This is a genomic window from Flagellimonas meishanensis, from assembly GCF_019880545.1.
GTDB classification, from domain to species: domain Bacteria; phylum Bacteroidota; class Bacteroidia; order Flavobacteriales; family Flavobacteriaceae; genus Flagellimonas; species Flagellimonas meishanensis.
This window is the reverse complement of sequence record NZ_JAINVW010000001.1, coordinates 1-18,105: the sequence shown is the minus strand read 5'-3', so window position 1 is coordinate 18,105 and position 18,105 is coordinate 1. Positions and strand designations below refer to the sequence as shown.

Here is an 18,105-nt window from a genome sequence, read left to right as displayed (position 1 = left end):
ATGGTAAAAGTGAAAATATCTTTTGGGTTACTGTTTCGCAAGCGCAAAAAGACCATCCTCCCGTTTTTCGGCTTGGAACAGCCCCAATTTTGAGAGGTTCTTTGTGCTTTTGTCCCATTTCTTCCCACTTAGCCCAGTCTTTTCCTTAAGTTCAGAAAGGGGCATTTCACCTGCTCGTTTTAGGATGTCCATGATGGTTTTTTCCTCCTCTGTTAGCTCCACAGCCTTCTTTTCTGGTCGCATTTGTGGAAAGAAAAGCACTTCCTGTATGGAGGAATTGTTGGTCAATAGCATTACTAAGCGATCTATCCCAATACCAATTCCCGAAGTAGGGGGCATACCATATTCAAGGGCACGTAAAAAGTCTTGATCAATGAACATGGCCTCATCATCCCCTTTTTCTGAAAGTCGGAGTTGATCTTCAAAACGTTCCCTTTGGTCGATGGGGTCGTTCAGCTCGGAATAGGCGTTGGCCAGTTCCTTGCCATTGACCATAAGTTCAAAACGCTCCGTAAGTGAAGGATTTGTTCGGTGCTCTTTGGTCAGCGGGCTCATTTCTTTTGGATAATCGATGATGAAAGTGGGCTGTATATAATGATGCTCACATTTTTCACCAAAAATCTCGTCGATAAGCTTGCCCACGCCCATGGTTTCATCCACCACAATACCCAATTTTTGGGCAATATCCCTCAATTGGCTCTCATCCATACCAGCTACATCGTACCCAGTATGGGTCTTAATGGCTTCTAAAATGGGTACCCTTGGATAAGGCGCCTTGAACTCGATTTCGTGCTTCCCAACCTTGACCTTAGTGGCTCCAGTGGCATCGATGGCGACTTTTTCAAGGAGTTTTTCTGTGGTGTCCATCATCCAATTGTAGTCCTTGTAGGCCACATATAGCTCCATCACCGTGAATTCTGGATTGTGTGTACGGTCCATACCTTCATTGCGGAAATCCTTCGAAAATTCGTAGACTCCATCAAAACCACCAACAATCAATCGTTTCAAGTACAGTTCGTTCGCAATACGCAAATAGAGCGGCATGTTCAGGGCGTTATGGTGGGTAACAAAGGGACGGGCAGCGGCACCTCCTGGAATGGGCTGTAAAATTGGCGTCTCCACCTCTAAATACCCCATATTGTTGTAAAATTCACGAATACTATTGGTGATTTTGGTCCTTTTGATGAATGTATCTTTCACAGCAGGATTTACCACCAAATCCACATAACGTTGTCGGTAGCGAAGCTCGGGGTCGTTGAATTCATCGTACACCTTTCCTTCGGCATCCACTTTGGGCAAGGGCAGTGGTCGCAATGCTTTGCTCAGCAGGGTGAAATTTTTCACCATTACGGTTTTTTCACCCACTTGGGTCTGGAAAAGTGTCCCTTCTATGCCTATGATGTCGCCAATATCAAGTAGTTTTTTGTAGACCTCGTTGTACAAGGTCTTGTCCTCTCCAGGACATATTTCATCCCTATTAAAATATACTTGGATACGACCATTGCTATCCTGAAGCTCTGCAAAGGACGCTTTGCCCTGAATCCTTCGGGACATCAATCTACCTGAAATGATTACATCCTTGCCTTCTTCAAAATTGTCCTTGATGCTTTTGGAAGTAGCATCAACAGGATATAGGGCAGCAGGATAGGGATTTATTCCCATTGCCTTTAACTTGGTCAATTTTTCCCTTCGAATGATTTCTTGTTCCGATAGTTGCATGGGCTGAAAAAAAATTAAAGCGCAAAATTACACTTTTGCGCTTTAATTTCCTGTCTTGCTATACGTTATTGGGCATAATTGGGCACGTAGGGCTTTTTATGGACTATTTGGGCCATATCCTCTTCCAAGGTTTCAATCGGACTTTCCACAATCCGGTTGGTTTCTTTTCCTTTTTTAAAGAATACCATGGTGGGCACCTTGATAATGTTCAAGCCTTTTTCTTCACCGGTGGGGCTTTTTTTGTAATGATCCTTTCGCCTGTCGAGGGCAATTATTTCCAATTGCTCCATGGGGAAGTTGGCCGCTTTCAATATTTTGATGAATCTGGGTGTTTCCCGTTTACTGTCCCCGCACCACGTGCCCAGAAAAAGTTTGATATGATATTGGCCCAATTTTCTTTGGAAAAGGGTGACCAGGTTTTGGTCAACCTGATAGGTTTCAAATCCCTGTTGGAACCAAATGGCATAAGGTTCGGTCGCAAGACCTTCAAGATTGATTTGCCCTACCAAGAACTTGCTGCCATCATCTTGTGTGATTTCCTTGTTGAATTCTTGTGAAAATGTGATACCTACGCACAGCGTGGCCAATGCAATTACAAAGTGCTTCATGATTTTACGGTTTTATGGTTTTGGACCGAAAATCAATAAAAAGAATTCGCAAAACGGATTTGGGCCGATGGAAATGGGGACTAGACCCCGGGTTGATTTTTATTTCTTGAAAAGAGTCTCTATCTCTTCCCGCGAGGAAACCTCCAACTTTTTATAGAGGTTGTTGATGTGGGTTTTGACAGTGCTGTGGCTTACAAAAAGTGAGGCTGCAATCTCTTTGTTGCTTTTGTCAGCAATGATATGTTCCACAATTTTTTGTTCTTGGGGGGTCAGTTTTTGCCATTGCGCGTTGCTCTTTCTTGAAATGCTTCGCTTTTGGGAAATCAGCCAATACACATTTGCACCCAATGACAGAAAAAGCAGAGTGGCCAAAATCCAGTTCCAATTGATGGATTTGTCCCCGGAAAAGGAAGCCAATTGTTTATCTGTGGCAATTTCGGCTTCATATTGTTTGGTAAAGTCGGTGTTCGGATAAGAAGACTCAAGACGGTTTGAAAGTGAATCATAAAACGCGTTTCCTGCGAGATCTTGGAGATAAAAACTAAAAGTTTCATTCCTTTTGTCCGAAAGAAAATCATAGATATAGAGCTCAGCAAGGGGTTCACCGGATTGGGCACTGAATTGCTGTAAGGTGGCGAACCATTTTCTAAGATTGAGCTTTTTGTTGGCTCCACTCGGAAAGTCCATAAAAGTGAAGGCCATTTCCTCCAATAATGCATCAACCTCTAAAAGAAGGGAGGCCTTGGGATTGGTGGATATGATGGTGCAAAGGGATTGGTCTTCAAAAGAAGTGGGAAAATAAAGGGTGTCGCGATTACTGGCTATGAACAAAACACGCTCACTGTTGCCGCATTCTCCCAAAAAATGACCACTCCCCATTCCTTCGGAACAATGGTCCAAATGAATTCGGTAAATACGGTTCCCATCCAAAAGATGGTCCCCTTCAAACTGAAAATGGCCCAAGGAATCCACCAAGGTTCTTTGGATGATCTGATCAATGTAGATCCGAGATGATTTCCGATAATCTTCAACCAAGGAGAGATACACCGGCTTTCCCGAATGGGCCATGGAAACCTCGCCTGCAAATTGGTATTGCCCAAAAAGCAAAGGCGCGTTCATAAGTAGGTACAAAAAGAAATGAAACCGCATGTAAAACTAAAAAACAAGCTAAAAATAAAGGTTTTGCGTAACAAATTGCAAAAATGGGCAACTAATGGACATCATCAATCAAATGTAATCGCATGAGTTTCTGGAGAGTGCTTCTCGCCATACTATTTCCACCCTTGTCCGTTATCGGAAAAGGTTGTGGGTCTTTCCTTATTGTATTACTTTTAACGTTTTGTGGATGGGTGCCCGGTGTTATTGGGGCGCTGGTCATTTTGAACAATACGAACTAAAGCAATACCAATGAAAAGAATCCAAATCTTGGCCATGTCCTTGCTCCTGGCCCTATTTTCCGCATGCAATTTTACAGAAGAGATACATCTGCAAGAAGACGGTTCCGGAAGACTTTCAATCTTTTTTGACGGTTCCGAACTCATGGCAATGGCCGGGGAAGAAATGCAAAAAACCAATGAAAAACCTGTGGACTCGCTTATCTATTTCAAGGATTTTCTGGAGGCGAACAAGGACAGCATTGCGCAATTATCTGAGGAAGAGCAGGCCAAATTGAAGAAATTGGAACCCTTTACCCTGCACATGCTCATGAATCCCGAGGAGAAGATGATGAAGTTTAATCTTTCCAGCGAGTTCAGGCAGATTGCCGAGGTTAACGATGCCTTCAATACCTTTCAGGAGGCCAGTGCCCTAACCCCTGGCAGCAATCCGGACCAACCGACACCAAAACCCATGGAAGAGCATCCCACCGAGGTCAACTACAATTTTGAGGATGGCGTTTTCACCAGAACGGCAAAAATATTGGATGAGGAACTTTTCAAACAAAGTTTGGACAGCTTGCAAGGGGCGGACATGTTCCTTTCCGGTTCCACGTATACCATAAAGTACCATTTTCCCAGAAGGGTCAAATCGGCATCCATAGCAGAGGCGACCTATAGTGCCGATGGAAAAACACTCATTTACGAAGTGAACTTTATGGACGTGTTGAAAGATCCAAAAGCATTGGACCTGAAAGTGGAACTGGAAGATTAGTTGGACCACTTGGCACTTCGTATCTTTGCGGTATGAACAAAAAAGTTGCCCTCCAAGATTTAGGCTACAAGGATTATAAGGAAACTTGGGACTATCAGGAAGCCCTGTTCAAGGATATTGTTGATTTAAAGATCAAGAATAGGAGGGAGGGTCTCCAAATAACAACACCCAACCATTTTCTGTTTGTGGAACATCCCCATGTGTATACTTTGGGCAAGAGTGGGGACATCACCAATTTATTGGTGGATGAAAAAGTGCTCCAAGAAAAAGGTGCGACCTTTTATAAGATCAACCGCGGTGGTGATATTACCTATCACGGCCCTGGACAGGTGGTGGGCTATCCCATTTTGGACCTCGACAATTTTTTTACCGACATCCACAAATACCTGCGTTTTTTGGAGGAAATGGTAATCCTTACCTTGGCTGATTATGGCCTGAAAGCAGAGCGTTCCCAAGGGGAAACGGGCGTTTGGCTGGATGTGGGCACCCCTTTCGCCCGAAAGATATGTGCCATGGGGGTTCGGGCCAGTCGTTGGGTGACCATGCACGGTTTTGCCCTGAACGTGAATGCCGATTTAGGCTATTTTGATTTGATGATACCCTGCGGGATCAGGGGTAAGGCGGTAACTTCGTTGAATGTTGAACTTGGACAAAAGGAAGTGGCCATGGATGAGGTGAAACGAAGGTTGCAACATCATTTTCAACAACTTTTTGAGGCGGAATTGACTTATCAAAAGAGCGAGGCGTAGTCCTTGTTTTCAACCATCAATTAGTTAAAGTTCATCCTCAACTCGAGCTGGATTTTTAACAGGAAAAAGCTAACTTCACTTAGCGTTGGATATAAACCATTGGAAAGGACCCACATCCTTTTAGCTGGCTGCAATTTTTTAAATGAAATATCGTGTTTATTTCTTGATTTTGTTCGTTTTAATTTCTTGCCAAAGAAATACGGATACAATTGGTTTAGAGGAACAAATTCTACAGCTTCATGATATGGACTTCTTCAATGGGGCCATTATTGTCACGGAGGGCGACAGCATAGTGCTATCCAGAGGGTACGGTTATGCCAATTTTGAGTTACAAATTCCTTTTGAGACCACAACATCAATGGACACCGGCTCAATTACCAAGACGTTTACCGCATTGACAATGCTAATGCTCGCCGACTCAAAGGAAATCGATCTAAATACCCCAGTGAACAGCTTTATTGGGGAATTCCCTTATCCGTCAATTACCATTCGCCATCTGTTGGAACAAACTTCGGGAATCGTTTCTGATGATTACGTTTTTGAAAGTGCGCAGCAAAACGAGCCCATAACCAATGGGACATTTTTGGATTTTCTGGTTCAAAATGCACCTGAGTTGGAATTCTCCCCAGGAAGTCAATTTATGTACAATGGTTTCAACCACCGTCTTCTTGCCCTTCTGATTGAACAAATCGGGGATACTTCATACGAAGAATTCATTGAAAGAAATATTGCTTTACCGCTTGGCTTAAATGATTGGTTTCTTAGACCTGCCCTATTAAAGGATCTACCAAAAAATCGTGCAGTGGGTTACAGGAAAGAGAAAGATACCTTACAAGCATTTGATTCAGAAGATTTCGAAGCTTTCTATGGCGATTGCAACTTGTTTTTTTCGGCTGAAGACCTATCAAAATGGAGCAGATCTTTCCTTTCAAATTCCCTGTACCCCAAGCACAGTTCAGCTATGGCATTTGAGTCAAAAGGTTCATTGAGCGAGTTCAACATACTTCATTGGTATAATCCAGACGGGCAAAGAACGTATCACTTCACAGGGGATTGGAAAGGGTTCTATACCATGATTTATTTTGATATTGACAAGAAAAGGTCGATTGTCCATTTGACCAATACCAATATGGATTATTGGCTTAGGCCAGCAATAGTTAGAAATGTAAATCATTACTTGAATGATGGCAGCTTGCCTGATTGGCAAAAGGCACAGCCATTGGAATTTATAAATGAAGAAATTACGGGCAGCTACTATTTCGATGAAAACCAGGTTGCCCAAATTAGTTACGACAATAGAACACTTGAAATTGAGGTAAACGGTAAGTCTTTTGGCCTCTTTAGACTGGATTCTGGTTTTTACTATGCCCCAGGAGCCGACCTATGGATATGGTTTTCAAAAGATGATGGAGAAAACTTAACGATTCATTGTTCATCAATTTATAAACTGAGCAAAGGATTCAAAAAAGACAGCCAATACGGGCTATGATTTATTATGATTTCATTGCATGGCAAAGCAAAATATAAGTCCAAATGCCGGATTTGGGCCGAATAATTCCGTGCATGATTCAGTACCAAAATCATGGCTGAAACTGATAAGCGCCACCATCACGGTCATAATCCTCGGATTTCATCATCCCGATACCTTCTACCAACCACTGTTTGGTATGTGAGGTGAGGATACAATCCCAGAGTCAAGGTGTTTTGACTATTTGAAAGGCCCTATTTGGGCGGCATCCCCGTCATCTTCATCGTCTTTGTCGTTGACTATTTTACCATTTCCATTGGTATCAACGCCATTTCCTGGGGTGCTGTCGGGGTCAATTCCGTTGCTCTTGGTTATTTCTGCCACCAAAATGGCATTTTCTTTGGCAACATAATTGGCAATAATGCTCAAGATCATTGCCTTGTGGCGCTCCACTTTACCAATCTTCCAATGGCCTGTATCGGGATCAAAATCAAAACTATTTGGCGTAAAGCTGGAAAATTTCAATCCTTTTTTCAGTTCTATTTGAACCTCAACGCCCTCAGCTGGTTCTAGATCGATATTGCGGACAGTGATATTGAACAGGGCTGGGTCACCCAATACAGAGGTTGGGAGTACATGAACGTCCAGTTCCAGATCTTGGGCGTGGGAAAGTATCCCGATCAATGATATAAAGGCAATGGTGATTTCTCTTTTCATACGGTGGGATTTATAGTTTGGCGATCTAGTTACAGTCATCCAGCATGTCTTCCATACCTACGGTCCTTGCAATTTCACAATTAAGGCGTTTTATATCTTCATCTATGCTCTCGAGTTGGGCATCAATGCGGTCTCGACAAACATCCAAAGGACAACGTCTTCTCCTTTCCTTTAGACTTTCTTTTTCTTGGAGCAAGAGCTTCATGCGTGCTTCAAAATTCTTCATTTTGGTATTGATGTCTGTCCCTCTTTCTCCTCCAAGATACATGGGTTTATAATCGGTGGCATCAAAATTCATTCCCATGGGCCTTATGGCACGAAGTTCAGCTTCAATGGCTTCCCCAGAACCCTCTCCTCCGATATCCACTCTATTGTATACTATTAAACGATTGCAGTTTTGTTCCCGCACATCTTTTAGCACACCTACCATATAGCCCATCATGGTGCAAGTTGTTTTGATAGGGGTAGGTTCCGTGTCAAAATAGAGCGTCCAGGTATTTTCGATACCGGTATGCCCTTCTATCATTTTTCCCTTATAGCCTTGTGTTATATTATTCCATTTTATATGTGCCGGCATGGGATCGGGATGTTCGGCCAATTCTGCCGACGACCTAAAAAACTGCATCATATTGAGGTAATCGGAGCCCATTCGCTGGTCTGCGGTTTGGTTGATCTTGCGGGTTGCGGCTCGTTTTTGGCGGTTGTTGGCATCATAACCATAGGTGACCATCTGGCCATTGGCCAACCAAATGGAAGCATCCACTTTGCTCATATCTCCTCGAAGGTTAGTGCTGAAGAATCCTGTGGGACCGCCAGGGAACAAAATGGAACCATCGGCGGAGTTGACATAGTACTCCATTATTAATTCGTTGGGATTGCCTCGGGCATATTCTGTGTTGACATCGCTCATGTCCATATGAAACTTCACCAAGGCCTCGATTTTGTAGTCAAATTTAAAGACGCCGTCTATTTTATCCACTGGGTTTGGGCTCATTGCACTCTCCTCATCGACGGGAGCCAAACATTTGTCACAATCCCCTAAAATGGTTTCATCGCAACAGTCACTCTCTTCCTTTTTCCTCAGGGCATAGTCAAAATATAGATTGGTAAGGGGTTTGTTGTTCAAATGCGAGGACAGTACTAGAAAGGACACATCGTTTTCACAATCGCCCTTGATTGTTTTTTTGGTATTCCAGTTGGCAATATGATAATCAGTTCCTTGCATCAAGGATTGGTGAAGCCCATCTGCAGGCCCAGTCATTGGGTTGATATCCAAATCGTATCCGGGAGGTATAACCAGATTATATCCGTTCAGCTTGTCCATGGGCATAGGTTCAATTCCCAACCTTCTTGAGTCTGGATCAAGCTTTATCGTAACCGATTTTAGGGTGGTCGTGTTGACAGGAATGGGCACATTGCTTCCAGTATCCAATATTTTATGCCTGAAAAAATCAAAATAGAAGTCGTGCAAAATGGCATCGAACCCAGTACTGCGCATTATGTTTCTCCTTTCGGCCAAGGTTTGGGCATTGACCAAGGACTGCATCATGGGGAATAGCATTCCATCGCCCTCTTTTTCTACATATTTTTGCCAGAGTGGGTAGGCCGAATAGCGTTGCCTGAATGGTTCTGAAAATTGAAACTCAACGGACCAACCATGTTCATATTCGGCAGTTGGATAAGCTTGCGCAGAAAGGTATTCGGCCACACTTTCATCAAACCAATTATTCAGATCATAACTTCTTGAAAAATTGTTCATGTTTTCCATAATTAAACAATGGCCGATTTCGTGAGTATAAATTTGCAACCTATGCTGTGCCGAAAGCGGGCTGACGTTGGGGACACCAGAGACCATCCAGCAGCTATTGTTGACGATCCAAAAAGCTTCACCCAAAAGACTCCTGCTGACATCATCAAGTATATAATAGAGATTGGTGCTCAAGTCCCCATATTTTCCATAGGCCTCCCTTGCAGTGGTAAGGGCTTCCATGGCTTCATAGATTTGCTTTATTCTGGCATCGTTTGGAACCCGGCCCCAGATTTTCGGGGTAACCACAAAGTCAGCGCCATTTGGGTGATGGTGTACCCAACAACCTCTTTGGTCTGGGTCTTCAATTTCATAAAAGGAGCCAAGAATGTCTACATTGGCCACACTTTCAACGGGCCTTAGGTCTAGTTCTTCACAACTGGAAACATCCCACGTTAAGGACTGTGAGTAAGTATATTCTCCCAACAGGGACACGATTCCGACGATGAAATAAATGTAACAGTTTCTCATAATGCGATGATTTAATGGTGGAAAACGAGATAAGATCAATTTGATGTTGTTTTTGCTATTGACGATGGTTTACACCAATGTTTATCTCAGAATAGCTCCCAAGCCGTTTCAGTGAAACTTACATGGGAGCGGTATCCTTAACCTATGATATCCCTAATTTAATTACATGGCCTTGCCATGATGTTCTGCGACACTTCTGTGAAGAAGTAGTTCATTTTTTCTACGTTGCCTTTATGAGGATCATCGGCATTTCGATTTTTTATGGCCTCCAATTCCATTTCGGCATTTTTATAATCGATGATCTTGCCCTCGAGGCAATTTTTCTCATTTTGTAACCTGCCATAAGTTGCGTTGCTGGGGTTCATCCTGTCCAAACTCTTATTGATTTCGAGGATGCGTTTTTCGCAGGTCAATTTTTGCACATTGACCATGTCTTTTGGGTCAAAGCCTTCCAACTTGTATTCGGCATTGCGTTCTGCTGGGGCACCATCTTCCAAATACTTGTTCATGGCCTCTTTCCGCTTTTCCTGCATAGATTCTTCAACTTCCAAAATTTCAAGCTCTTTATTGGCAATATCGGCTCGTTGACGGGGCATTTCGGAAATATTCTGTCTTTTTTGACGGGCAACGTCTTCTATGGTTTCATTTTTTTCTTCCTCTTCCTCAGCTACTTTTTCTTCGTATTTTTTGTATTCGTTGCCGTTGAACGACACATTGGTATTCTGTATTCTTTGCAGCTCACCAATGCCGTTGCTGGTTTCTACCCTGGTCACGATTTGGGTCTTATTGTCCGCATAGATATAACCCAGTCCAAAAACCCCAACGGTCTTGGGAGTGTTTGAGGGACTTAACGAGACATTCTCCTGTTCCGAGATGTATACTTTCGCTTCGCTGCCGTCGGGATTGCTTGATGAATATTCCTTGGATTCAAAACTTTGGTCACCGATGTTCCTTTGGTTGCCCGAATCTGAGAAGTTTTGGTTGAATTTTTTTAAGGACATATTGGTCTCGTCAACACTTATTTCATTTAAAGGCAATCGGTTCATGACATATTTTTCATCCTCAATCTCAATAAAATAATAGGTCTTTCCATTAGTAGCCGTGACCCGGTATTCAACTTTGAAATTATCGTTTGATAAATTGGTGCCTGTAAAGCGCTCCAACATATCATTGTCCATTCCCATGTACCCCTTTTCAGTATTCACCAAAAATTCGGATGAGGTTTCCCATCCAGAGCTGTTCTGGGCAGAAAACCCCATTTTTTTGTCGAATGAAATGATATTGTTCGGATCAAAGTCGGCTGGGGTTATCTCCACCCTATTCGGCCCTATCTGCACCTCGTCTATTGTAGATGCTTCACTGGGATTGAAAAAGAGATTGCTCTGGGTATACCCTACGAAGCAAACAAAATACAGGCAGAAGAACAATGGGCTAGCTTTTTTCATTGGATTTGAAATAGAAATACCTCAGATTCTTTTGAAAACGACCCTCCGGTTTTTGGCCTTGCCGGCAGGGGTATTGTTATCAGCAACCGGTTCAGATTCCCCTTTGCCGTCGGTCTGCAGACGGTCACTGCCAATCCTATATACATCAACAAGTACTTTCTTTACGGCTTCAGCCCGGCTCTTCGACAATTTGAGGTTAGCTTCATCACTTCCATCGGCATCAGTATGCCCAACTATATTTAGGTTCATGCTAGTTTCCTGTTTCAACACTTGGGAAATTTGAAGGATTATACCCATCGATTGTGGCTGAATGTTGGCAGATCCACTGTCGAACAATATCCCGTTTGTAGAGACGGATCCCTCAGAAAGCAGTTTTCTCCTAAGGTCCACACCGCCCTTGGCAACTTTTAAGTTGGATATGAAAACTCGGTCCTTGCCGTCCTTTAGACCATTTACATTGAATTTGATACTCTTGAGATCACTTCCCTCTGGGATAAAACGGGGGATGTCCACATATTTGCTCTCATTTACCCAAAGCCGGTATCGTTGACCATTGACTGCAATGGAGATATGTGGGCGGTTAAGAATGGCCTTTCGAATGTCGGACCTAACGGCGCTATTGATTTCACTTCCCTTTCCTTGCTTATAATTTTTGGCCCTGATATCAAAAGAACCGTATTGGCCCACTGGGAGCCATACTTCGGTATAATGCGAGCCATCCTTGAACTTTGGGTCGTCACTGAGCATGATATGGAATCCGGCCTGCGAGGATGTTTTGTCATCCAATCCAGCGGTTAGTATATCAAATTCGATGGTATAATCTTCTGGCAGGGAGGTAATATTAGGGAGGTAATAGGTGTTCCAACCGGGAATCAATTCCAGCCATTTTTCCGGAGAATTGCCAACGGTCACTATTTCTCCACCACTATTGGTATCCCATTTGGATGGAAAATCACCCACAAAATCATTGGAAAAATCATCAAAAAAGATGACTTCATCACCTGGAACAAAATCAAACTTGCTATATACTTCTATCGATTTTTCTCCAGAAGAATTGTCTGTTTTTGATGAACTAGAGTCATTGCCCTGGTCAGATTTGCCACCACTTGATGGGGAATCGGACCCTCCAGTGCCCGGCGCCTTGTTTTTGCCACCAGACCCTGGTTCCAAGATGCTGTCCAAGGCTTGGTCTGTTTTCTCGGAAGTTTCGCGCTCCACCCGGCGTTCTACAGTGCGTTCTGCCGCTTTTTCAGCTTTTTTTGCCAGTTTTTTAAGGAATTGGGCATTGGCACTTAGCCCAAATCCAAACATGAAAATAATGGAAAGAAAGATTTTAATGAGGGATGAGGTTTTCATTTCTGTAGTGTTTTGATTTAGTGTTCCTTAAGGTAAGGATAAACACGTCAATCTACAAAAAGAAACCAGTGGCAAATTTAAATTTGTGTGGTCGGTTTAAACGATTGTATAAATAGTTGTCCAGGGATTATTAATTCATTTTGTAAACGATCAAAGAATTGTCTTGGTCTTTGGCCACCAGTTCCAATTTTTTGTCGTTGTCCATGTCCGTTAGGTCGATGAGGGAACTGCCAAAAACAGGAAAGTTGGCAATCGGTTCTGCCTGACTGTCGAACAGGTAGATTTTTTGGGCCTGGATATCCGTAACGCTGACGTAGATTTTGTCATAGATGTAAAAGATTCTGGGTTTGGTGTAGACCCCAAGATCAAGTTCCACTTTTTTGCCCTTTATGCTCAGGATATTGTCATTCATCAATGCCAGGGTATTGCTGGTGGCATACATGCCATGGTCTCCATTGAGATTGAAATTGGTGGCCGTGAGCTTTCCGTTGGGGTCTATTTGGTGCAACACCCCCCTCTGGTTGGTCATGGAAATCTTGTTTCGGTATAGAAAGACATCATTGCCGGAAAAGTCAATTTTTTCTTCCACTTTGATACGTTCCCTACCCACTCGGTGCAAAATCTTGAGTACATCGTTCTCCAGTTGGAACACAATATAGTCCTTGTTGCCCACCCTAAAGTGTTTGGGAGCCCTTATAATTGGACTTTCGGCTTCCGTAAAGGTGAACCCACTGACCTTTTGGCCCCGATTATTGTACATGAACACCTTGCGGCCCTGCGTAATCACGAACCGGTAATCTTTTTTCCCCTCATAGTCGAACACGGCCAACGGATTCAAGTTTCCCCCTTCAAAATTGATTTTGAACGGAGCTACTTCTTCACCATTGCGGTCGATGAGCAAAAATTGGTTGTTGGTACAAAAAGCCAATTGCAATCGCCCGTTTTTGTAAATATCCACTTGGGTTATTGGGCCTTGGATACGTCCTTCCAACTGTTTGGACCACAATACCTTCCCTTCCGTTGAAATGAGATATAGCACGTTGTTCTGGTCCTGCACCACAATTTCCTGCTTGTTTGTCCTGTGGTTTTTCACAAACTGGGGATCAATGGCCAGATCGGTATCCAATTCCAGTGTGAACAAAGGGGTCACGGTGTTACTTTCAACCGTGCGTCCAATTTTGGAAACAAGCAGGTTGAAATGGGCAAAATCGTTTTCGGCAACAAGTTGGGAGGCAAAGGTATATTCCGATAGATCGGCCTCCTTTATGGAGTTTGAAAGCTTGGGAGAAAGCCCCTGTTCCGCAAGAAAATCCATTCCAGAAGCATCGGAAACCAGGAGCATGGTGGACGCATTGGCCAAGGGGGCCTTGGCCGTGGTGAACACGGGGGAGTTTTCAAATGAGGAGGAACTCCTGTAATTGTTGATTATGGTTTGCAATGGTTCCTTGTTTTCGGCAAATACAAAGCTGTTCTCAAGAATAGTGTAGCAATTGGATTTAAAATCTTGGACCAGGGGGGCAAAACCTTCGCTGATCAGGTCGGCATTTCCCAAGGTGCCAATTTCGCTTCCCTGATACGTTTGTGTGCCGGTCCTGTTTTTTTCCAAAAATTGCGAAAGGCCCTCGGTGCCAAAGGAATGCAACAGTACGGCCTTTTGTCCATTAAGATATATCAAACCAACTTCCTCGATGGTCTGAAAAAGGGTATCCACGGATTTCACTCGATCCAGATAGGTGTTCTGGTTACGTGCAAACACTTGATAGTCATCAAAAGTGTACGAAACCACGGCCTGAGAGTTCAAAGGGGCCACCGTTGCCGTTTTGCCCACCAAAGGTGAGGTTCCCTTAAAAAGATTGATGAAGCTCTTGGTAGAGTCCGAAGCCATGGCAACCCCATTTAGCCGCATGGCATCAGAATTGGCCGTAAAGTCCAGGGAAACCCATTCGCAAAAAGGGTGATTTTGCCGATTATCGGTTTCTCCATTTGAAAACAGGGAACTATCCTTGTCTAGGTTCAGCAAAAGGGTGGCCGATTTACCAGGAGCCGCTGTCTGCAGCAGCTTTTCCAGGCTTGGGTCCACCGGATTGCTCTTGTTGGTCCGCACCATATTCTCCATGAGCAGTTGGGAAGAGCTCAGTAGGATATGCCCATCGTTTTTCCAACCAAAAATTTCTTTGTCGTCCAAGGTATATTTTGTGATCTGTTTGTTTTGGTAGTCCAGCGTTTCTATTTTCTTATTGGTGGCCTGCCCAACGCTGAAAAAATCTGGTGATTCCTTGGCAATCAGGGCAATGGCGTAGTCCTCTTTCCCAATTTCATATATTGCCAAAAGACATGGGTTTTCCGTATTGGCATATTGTAATGCGTTGGTCTCTTCCCTGAGGGCTTTGTATAGGCCAAAATTTTTGGTCGATTCCAAAAAAGCATTGTTCTTAAGCTCACTTTTGAAGTTGGAAAGATTGGTGATCTTCACGATCATGGCCGGTGTGGGGGGCAAATGACCCAGTAATGATTCTTTGGTAGCGGTTTCCCTTTTGCAGGATATGATCAATAACGCGGTTGCGAAGAACAGTGCACGAAATTTCATTGTTGAAGTTTGGAAACAAAGTTAGGATTTTTAAATATCCAAGGTCAATTGTTCTGGAAGTTGCCTGAAGCTTTTTCGATGGTATTTGGTCAACCCATGCTTTCGTATGGCCTCGCGGTGCTCCTTTGTGGGATAGCCCTTGTTTTTTTTCCAATTGTACATGGGGAATTCCTCATGAATGGCCTGCATATATTCGTCCCGATAGGTTTTGGCCAAGATGGAAGCGGCGGCAATGCTCCGGTACTTTCCGTCCCCTTTTATGATGCATTTGTGGTGGATATTCGGGTAGGGCTTAAATCGATTGCCGTCCACCAATATGAAGCTTGGGCTTTGCTCCAGGGCATCCAACGCCCTGTGCATTGCCAAAAAAGAGGCGTTCAAAATATTGATCTTATCTATCTCCTCCTGAAAAACATGGCATACGGAGAAGGAGATTGCTTCTTTTTCAAGAATGGGCCGCAACAGGTCCCGTTTGTCTTCAGATAGTTGTTTGGAGTCGTTTAGAAGCAGATGACCAAAATTTTGGGGCAGTATGATGGCGGCTGCGGTTACTGGTCCGGCCAAACAGCCCCTTCCGGCCTCATCGGTGCCAGCCTCATCCAGATATTTATAGCGTTCTTTCAACATATGAGATGCCCATCCACAACCATGGGGCTGTAGTTTTAGCCACTAAAATTAGGAAACCTTGATGTAATGGGGAGATGGCTTCGGGAAAAGAACTTTTCACATTTCTTTAGAAACAAAACCTATACCTTTGCCGGACCAATACCATGGAATGAGGTTTTTATTTTTTGTCCTGCTTCTTTTTCTGGGTCAGATTTTACAAGCACAGCAAGATTCGCTTCCCCCACAGCAAGAAGTGGACTCCATCAAGGTGGTTGTGGCCGACTCTCTAGTTGTCATAAAAAAAGATTCCACTGCCTTGGATTCGGTAGTCAGGGAAGGAAGATTCAAACAATTCAGGGAAAAGAAGGTCGCAAAAAAGGATACAGCAACCATAAAGGATTACAAGATCATTTCTTTTGCCGGGGACACCACGTATCTTGACACCACCCTTACCATACAAAAAGAGTACAAATACAATTATATAAGGGAAGACGATTTTGAATTGATGCCCTTTGCTAATATTGGGCAGCCATATAACATTTTGGGAAGGTCCTTCTCCAATAATCCATACTATCCAAAGCTTGGGGCAACTGCCAAACATGCAAACTATTTTGAAATAGAGGACATAAACTATTACAGCGTCGCCACCCCTATGACGGAGCTGATGTTCAAGACCACCTTGGAACAAGGTCAACTTTTGGATGCACTTTTGACCTTCAACCTTTCCAAAAGATTCAATGCATCCATAGCCTATAAAGGATTTCGCTCCCTGGGGAAATATCGGTTTGAGCAGACCCAATCCGGAAACTTTAGGACTACCTTTAATTATATAACCCAAAACGACAGATATAGCATTAGGGGGCATATAACCGCACAAGATTTGGAAGCGCAGGAAAATGGGGGATTGTTGAATCGAGATCAGTTTGAAAATGACGAAGAAGGAGAATTTGAAGATAGGTTTCGGGTGGATGTTCGCTACACGAACGCCAATACCAGAATTCTTGGAAAGCGGTATTATTTGGATCAACAGTTCAAATTTTTGAAGGGCAAGAAGGATTCGTTGAACCCCAATCCGACCACACTCGGCATTGGCCACGAATTTATGTATGAGACCAAGTATTATGATTTTACACAGACTTCGCAGAACGACGCGTTTGGTGAAGACCCATTTCTTGTGCCCATAGAGGACCGGGCAAGGCTCAAGACCATGTTCAACAAAGGGACCCTCTCTTTTTCAAACCGATTGTTGGGCAATATATCGGCCGGGGTGGGACTGTACAATTACAATTACTTTTTCAACAGTATATTGATTACAGATGAGGGCACCATACCCAACAAATTGGAGGGTGAGGAAATCGTAATAAATGGCACCTATGCCAAAACCGTGGGTCCCTTGTCACTAGATGGCGATTTAAACTATACAGTTTCCGGGTCACTCACGGGCAACAGTCTGGATGCGCGGGCCTCATATCAAATCAATGAAAACAATAAGATACTGGCAGGGATAAACCTATCATCCCGAATGCCCGATTTCAACTATCTGCTCTACCAGAGTGAATACAGGAATTTCAACTGGTTCAATGCCGATTCTTTTGAAAAGCAACAGATACAGAACATTAAATTCGGCCTTGACTCAAAATGGTTGGGCCTGCTGGAAGCCGAATACAGTGCTATCGACAATTACACCTATTTTGCCTCCACAGCTACCCAGGAGCAAATCGATGCCTTTCAGGAGACGGCATTCGTAAGGCCTTTCCAGCAAGCCAATACGGTTAATCACCTTCGGGTAAAATATACCAAAGAATTTAAATGGAGAAAATGGGCGTTGGCCAATACCTTATTATATCAAGAGGTCACCCAAGACGAGAATGTTTTGAATCTTCCGCAATTGCTTACAAGGAACACCCTTTACTTTTCAAGCGATGTATTCAAAAAAGCCATGTTTTTGCAAACAGGGGTTACGTTCAAATACTTTACCTCATATAATATGAATGCCTACAACCCTCTTTTGGGAGAATTTTACATCCAGAACAATGAAGAGTTTGGGGCATATCCGTTGATTGATGTCTTTATCAATGCCAAGGTACGCCAGACAAGGATATACCTCAAGGCCGAACACCTCAATTCCATTTTCTCCGAGCCCAACTACTATTCAGCGCCAAACTATCCCTATCGCGATTTTGTGATTCGCTTTGGCCTGGTTTGGAATTTCTTTTCTTAAAGTTCCATTAATGCCAATAAGATTTGGATTGATAAACAGTGACTTACATTGTAAGGAATTTTTTTTGAAAAAAAATGCCCCAAAACTATTTGTCGGTAAAAAATAACATGATTATATTTGCACCCGCTTAGCTGGGAAAGCTTTGCGTTTTTCCGGGGTGATTTTTTGGTCCTTAGGCCAATTTTTTTTCGGGAAACCTGGAT

14 protein-coding genes are annotated in these 18,105 nt (G+C 43.4%); 5 read left to right on the top strand and 9 right to left on the bottom strand.

The genetic code is table 11. The annotated features are described in order from the left end of the window. Window positions 1-27: 27 nt before the first annotated feature. The 3 genes from lysS to K7G75_RS00060 all read right to left on the bottom strand — a co-directional run bounded on the left by lysS (window position 28) and on the right by K7G75_RS00060 (window position 3,446). The gene (lysS, locus tag K7G75_RS00070) at window positions 28-1,719 is read right to left on the bottom strand and encodes a lysine--tRNA ligase (RefSeq protein ID WP_222981478.1); all 1,692 of its coding nucleotides are present in this window, start codon (window positions 1,717-1,719) and stop codon (window positions 28-30) included. A gap of 65 nt (window positions 1,720-1,784) precedes the next feature. After that, a complete protein-coding gene (locus K7G75_RS00065; RefSeq protein WP_222981476.1) occupies window positions 1,785-2,327 on the bottom strand; it encodes a thioredoxin family protein in 543 nt (180 codons plus the stop codon). Between the two features lie 99 nt (window positions 2,328-2,426). Further along, window positions 2,427-3,446, bottom strand: coding sequence for a response regulator transcription factor (locus K7G75_RS00060; protein ID WP_222981474.1), 1,020 nt, complete (start codon window positions 3,444-3,446; stop codon window positions 2,427-2,429). 122 nt (window positions 3,447-3,568) lie between these two features. Here K7G75_RS00060 and K7G75_RS00055 point away from each other — a divergent pair, with 122 nt between their 5' ends. From K7G75_RS00055 to K7G75_RS00040, 4 genes are all read left to right on the top strand, one after another. Then, window positions 3,569-3,724: a YqaE/Pmp3 family membrane protein gene (locus tag K7G75_RS00055; protein ID WP_222981473.1), complete on the top strand. Its 156-nt coding sequence runs from the start codon at window positions 3,569-3,571 to the stop codon at window positions 3,722-3,724. Between the two features lie 10 nt (window positions 3,725-3,734). After that, complete coding sequence (locus tag K7G75_RS00050; RefSeq protein ID WP_222981471.1) at window positions 3,735-4,475, top strand: hypothetical protein; 741 nt, start codon at window positions 3,735-3,737, stop codon at window positions 4,473-4,475. Window positions 4,476-4,507: 32 nt separating this feature from the next. Continuing rightward, on the top strand, window positions 4,508-5,224 hold the full coding sequence (gene lipB, locus K7G75_RS00045) for a lipoyl(octanoyl) transferase LipB (RefSeq protein ID WP_222981470.1): 717 nt from the start codon (window positions 4,508-4,510) through the stop codon (window positions 5,222-5,224). A gap of 244 nt (window positions 5,225-5,468) precedes the next feature. Then, complete coding sequence (locus K7G75_RS00040) at window positions 5,469-6,713, top strand: serine hydrolase domain-containing protein (protein ID WP_222981468.1); 1,245 nt, start codon at window positions 5,469-5,471, stop codon at window positions 6,711-6,713. A gap of 219 nt (window positions 6,714-6,932) precedes the next feature. On the opposite strand, the gene K7G75_RS00035 is transcribed toward K7G75_RS00040, so the two are convergent. The 6 genes from K7G75_RS00035 to K7G75_RS00010 all read right to left on the bottom strand — a co-directional run bounded on the left by K7G75_RS00035 (window position 6,933) and on the right by K7G75_RS00010 (window position 15,702). Continuing rightward, window positions 6,933-7,409 (bottom strand): adaptor complexes medium subunit family protein, encoded by a 477-nt coding sequence (locus K7G75_RS00035; RefSeq protein ID WP_222981466.1) that lies wholly within the window; start codon window positions 7,407-7,409, stop codon window positions 6,933-6,935. Between the two features lie 25 nt (window positions 7,410-7,434). Further along, window positions 7,435-9,687, bottom strand: a complete 2,253-nt coding sequence (locus K7G75_RS00030) for a hypothetical protein (protein WP_222981464.1) — start codon at window positions 9,685-9,687, stop codon at window positions 7,435-7,437. 158 nt (window positions 9,688-9,845) lie between these two features. Beyond that, window positions 9,846-11,132: a hypothetical protein gene (locus tag K7G75_RS00025; protein WP_222981462.1), complete on the bottom strand. Its 1,287-nt coding sequence runs from the start codon at window positions 11,130-11,132 to the stop codon at window positions 9,846-9,848. 21 nt (window positions 11,133-11,153) lie between these two features. Continuing rightward, window positions 11,154-12,488: an OmpA family protein gene (locus K7G75_RS00020; RefSeq protein WP_222981460.1), complete on the bottom strand. Its 1,335-nt coding sequence runs from the start codon at window positions 12,486-12,488 to the stop codon at window positions 11,154-11,156. A 130-nt stretch (window positions 12,489-12,618) separates the two neighbouring features. Continuing rightward, window positions 12,619-15,075, bottom strand: a complete 2,457-nt coding sequence (locus K7G75_RS00015; protein WP_222981459.1) for a ribonuclease HII — start codon at window positions 15,073-15,075, stop codon at window positions 12,619-12,621. A 30-nt stretch (window positions 15,076-15,105) separates the two neighbouring features. Further along, entirely contained in the window at window positions 15,106-15,702 is a 597-nt protein-coding gene (locus K7G75_RS00010) for a ribonuclease HII (RefSeq protein ID WP_222981457.1), read from the bottom strand. 148 nt (window positions 15,703-15,850) lie between these two features. Between K7G75_RS00010 and K7G75_RS00005 the strand changes: the two genes are divergently transcribed. Further along, window positions 15,851-17,902 (top strand): putative porin, encoded by a 2,052-nt coding sequence (locus tag K7G75_RS00005; protein WP_222981455.1) that lies wholly within the window; start codon window positions 15,851-15,853, stop codon window positions 17,900-17,902. The last annotated feature ends 203 nt before the right edge of the window (window positions 17,903-18,105 follow it).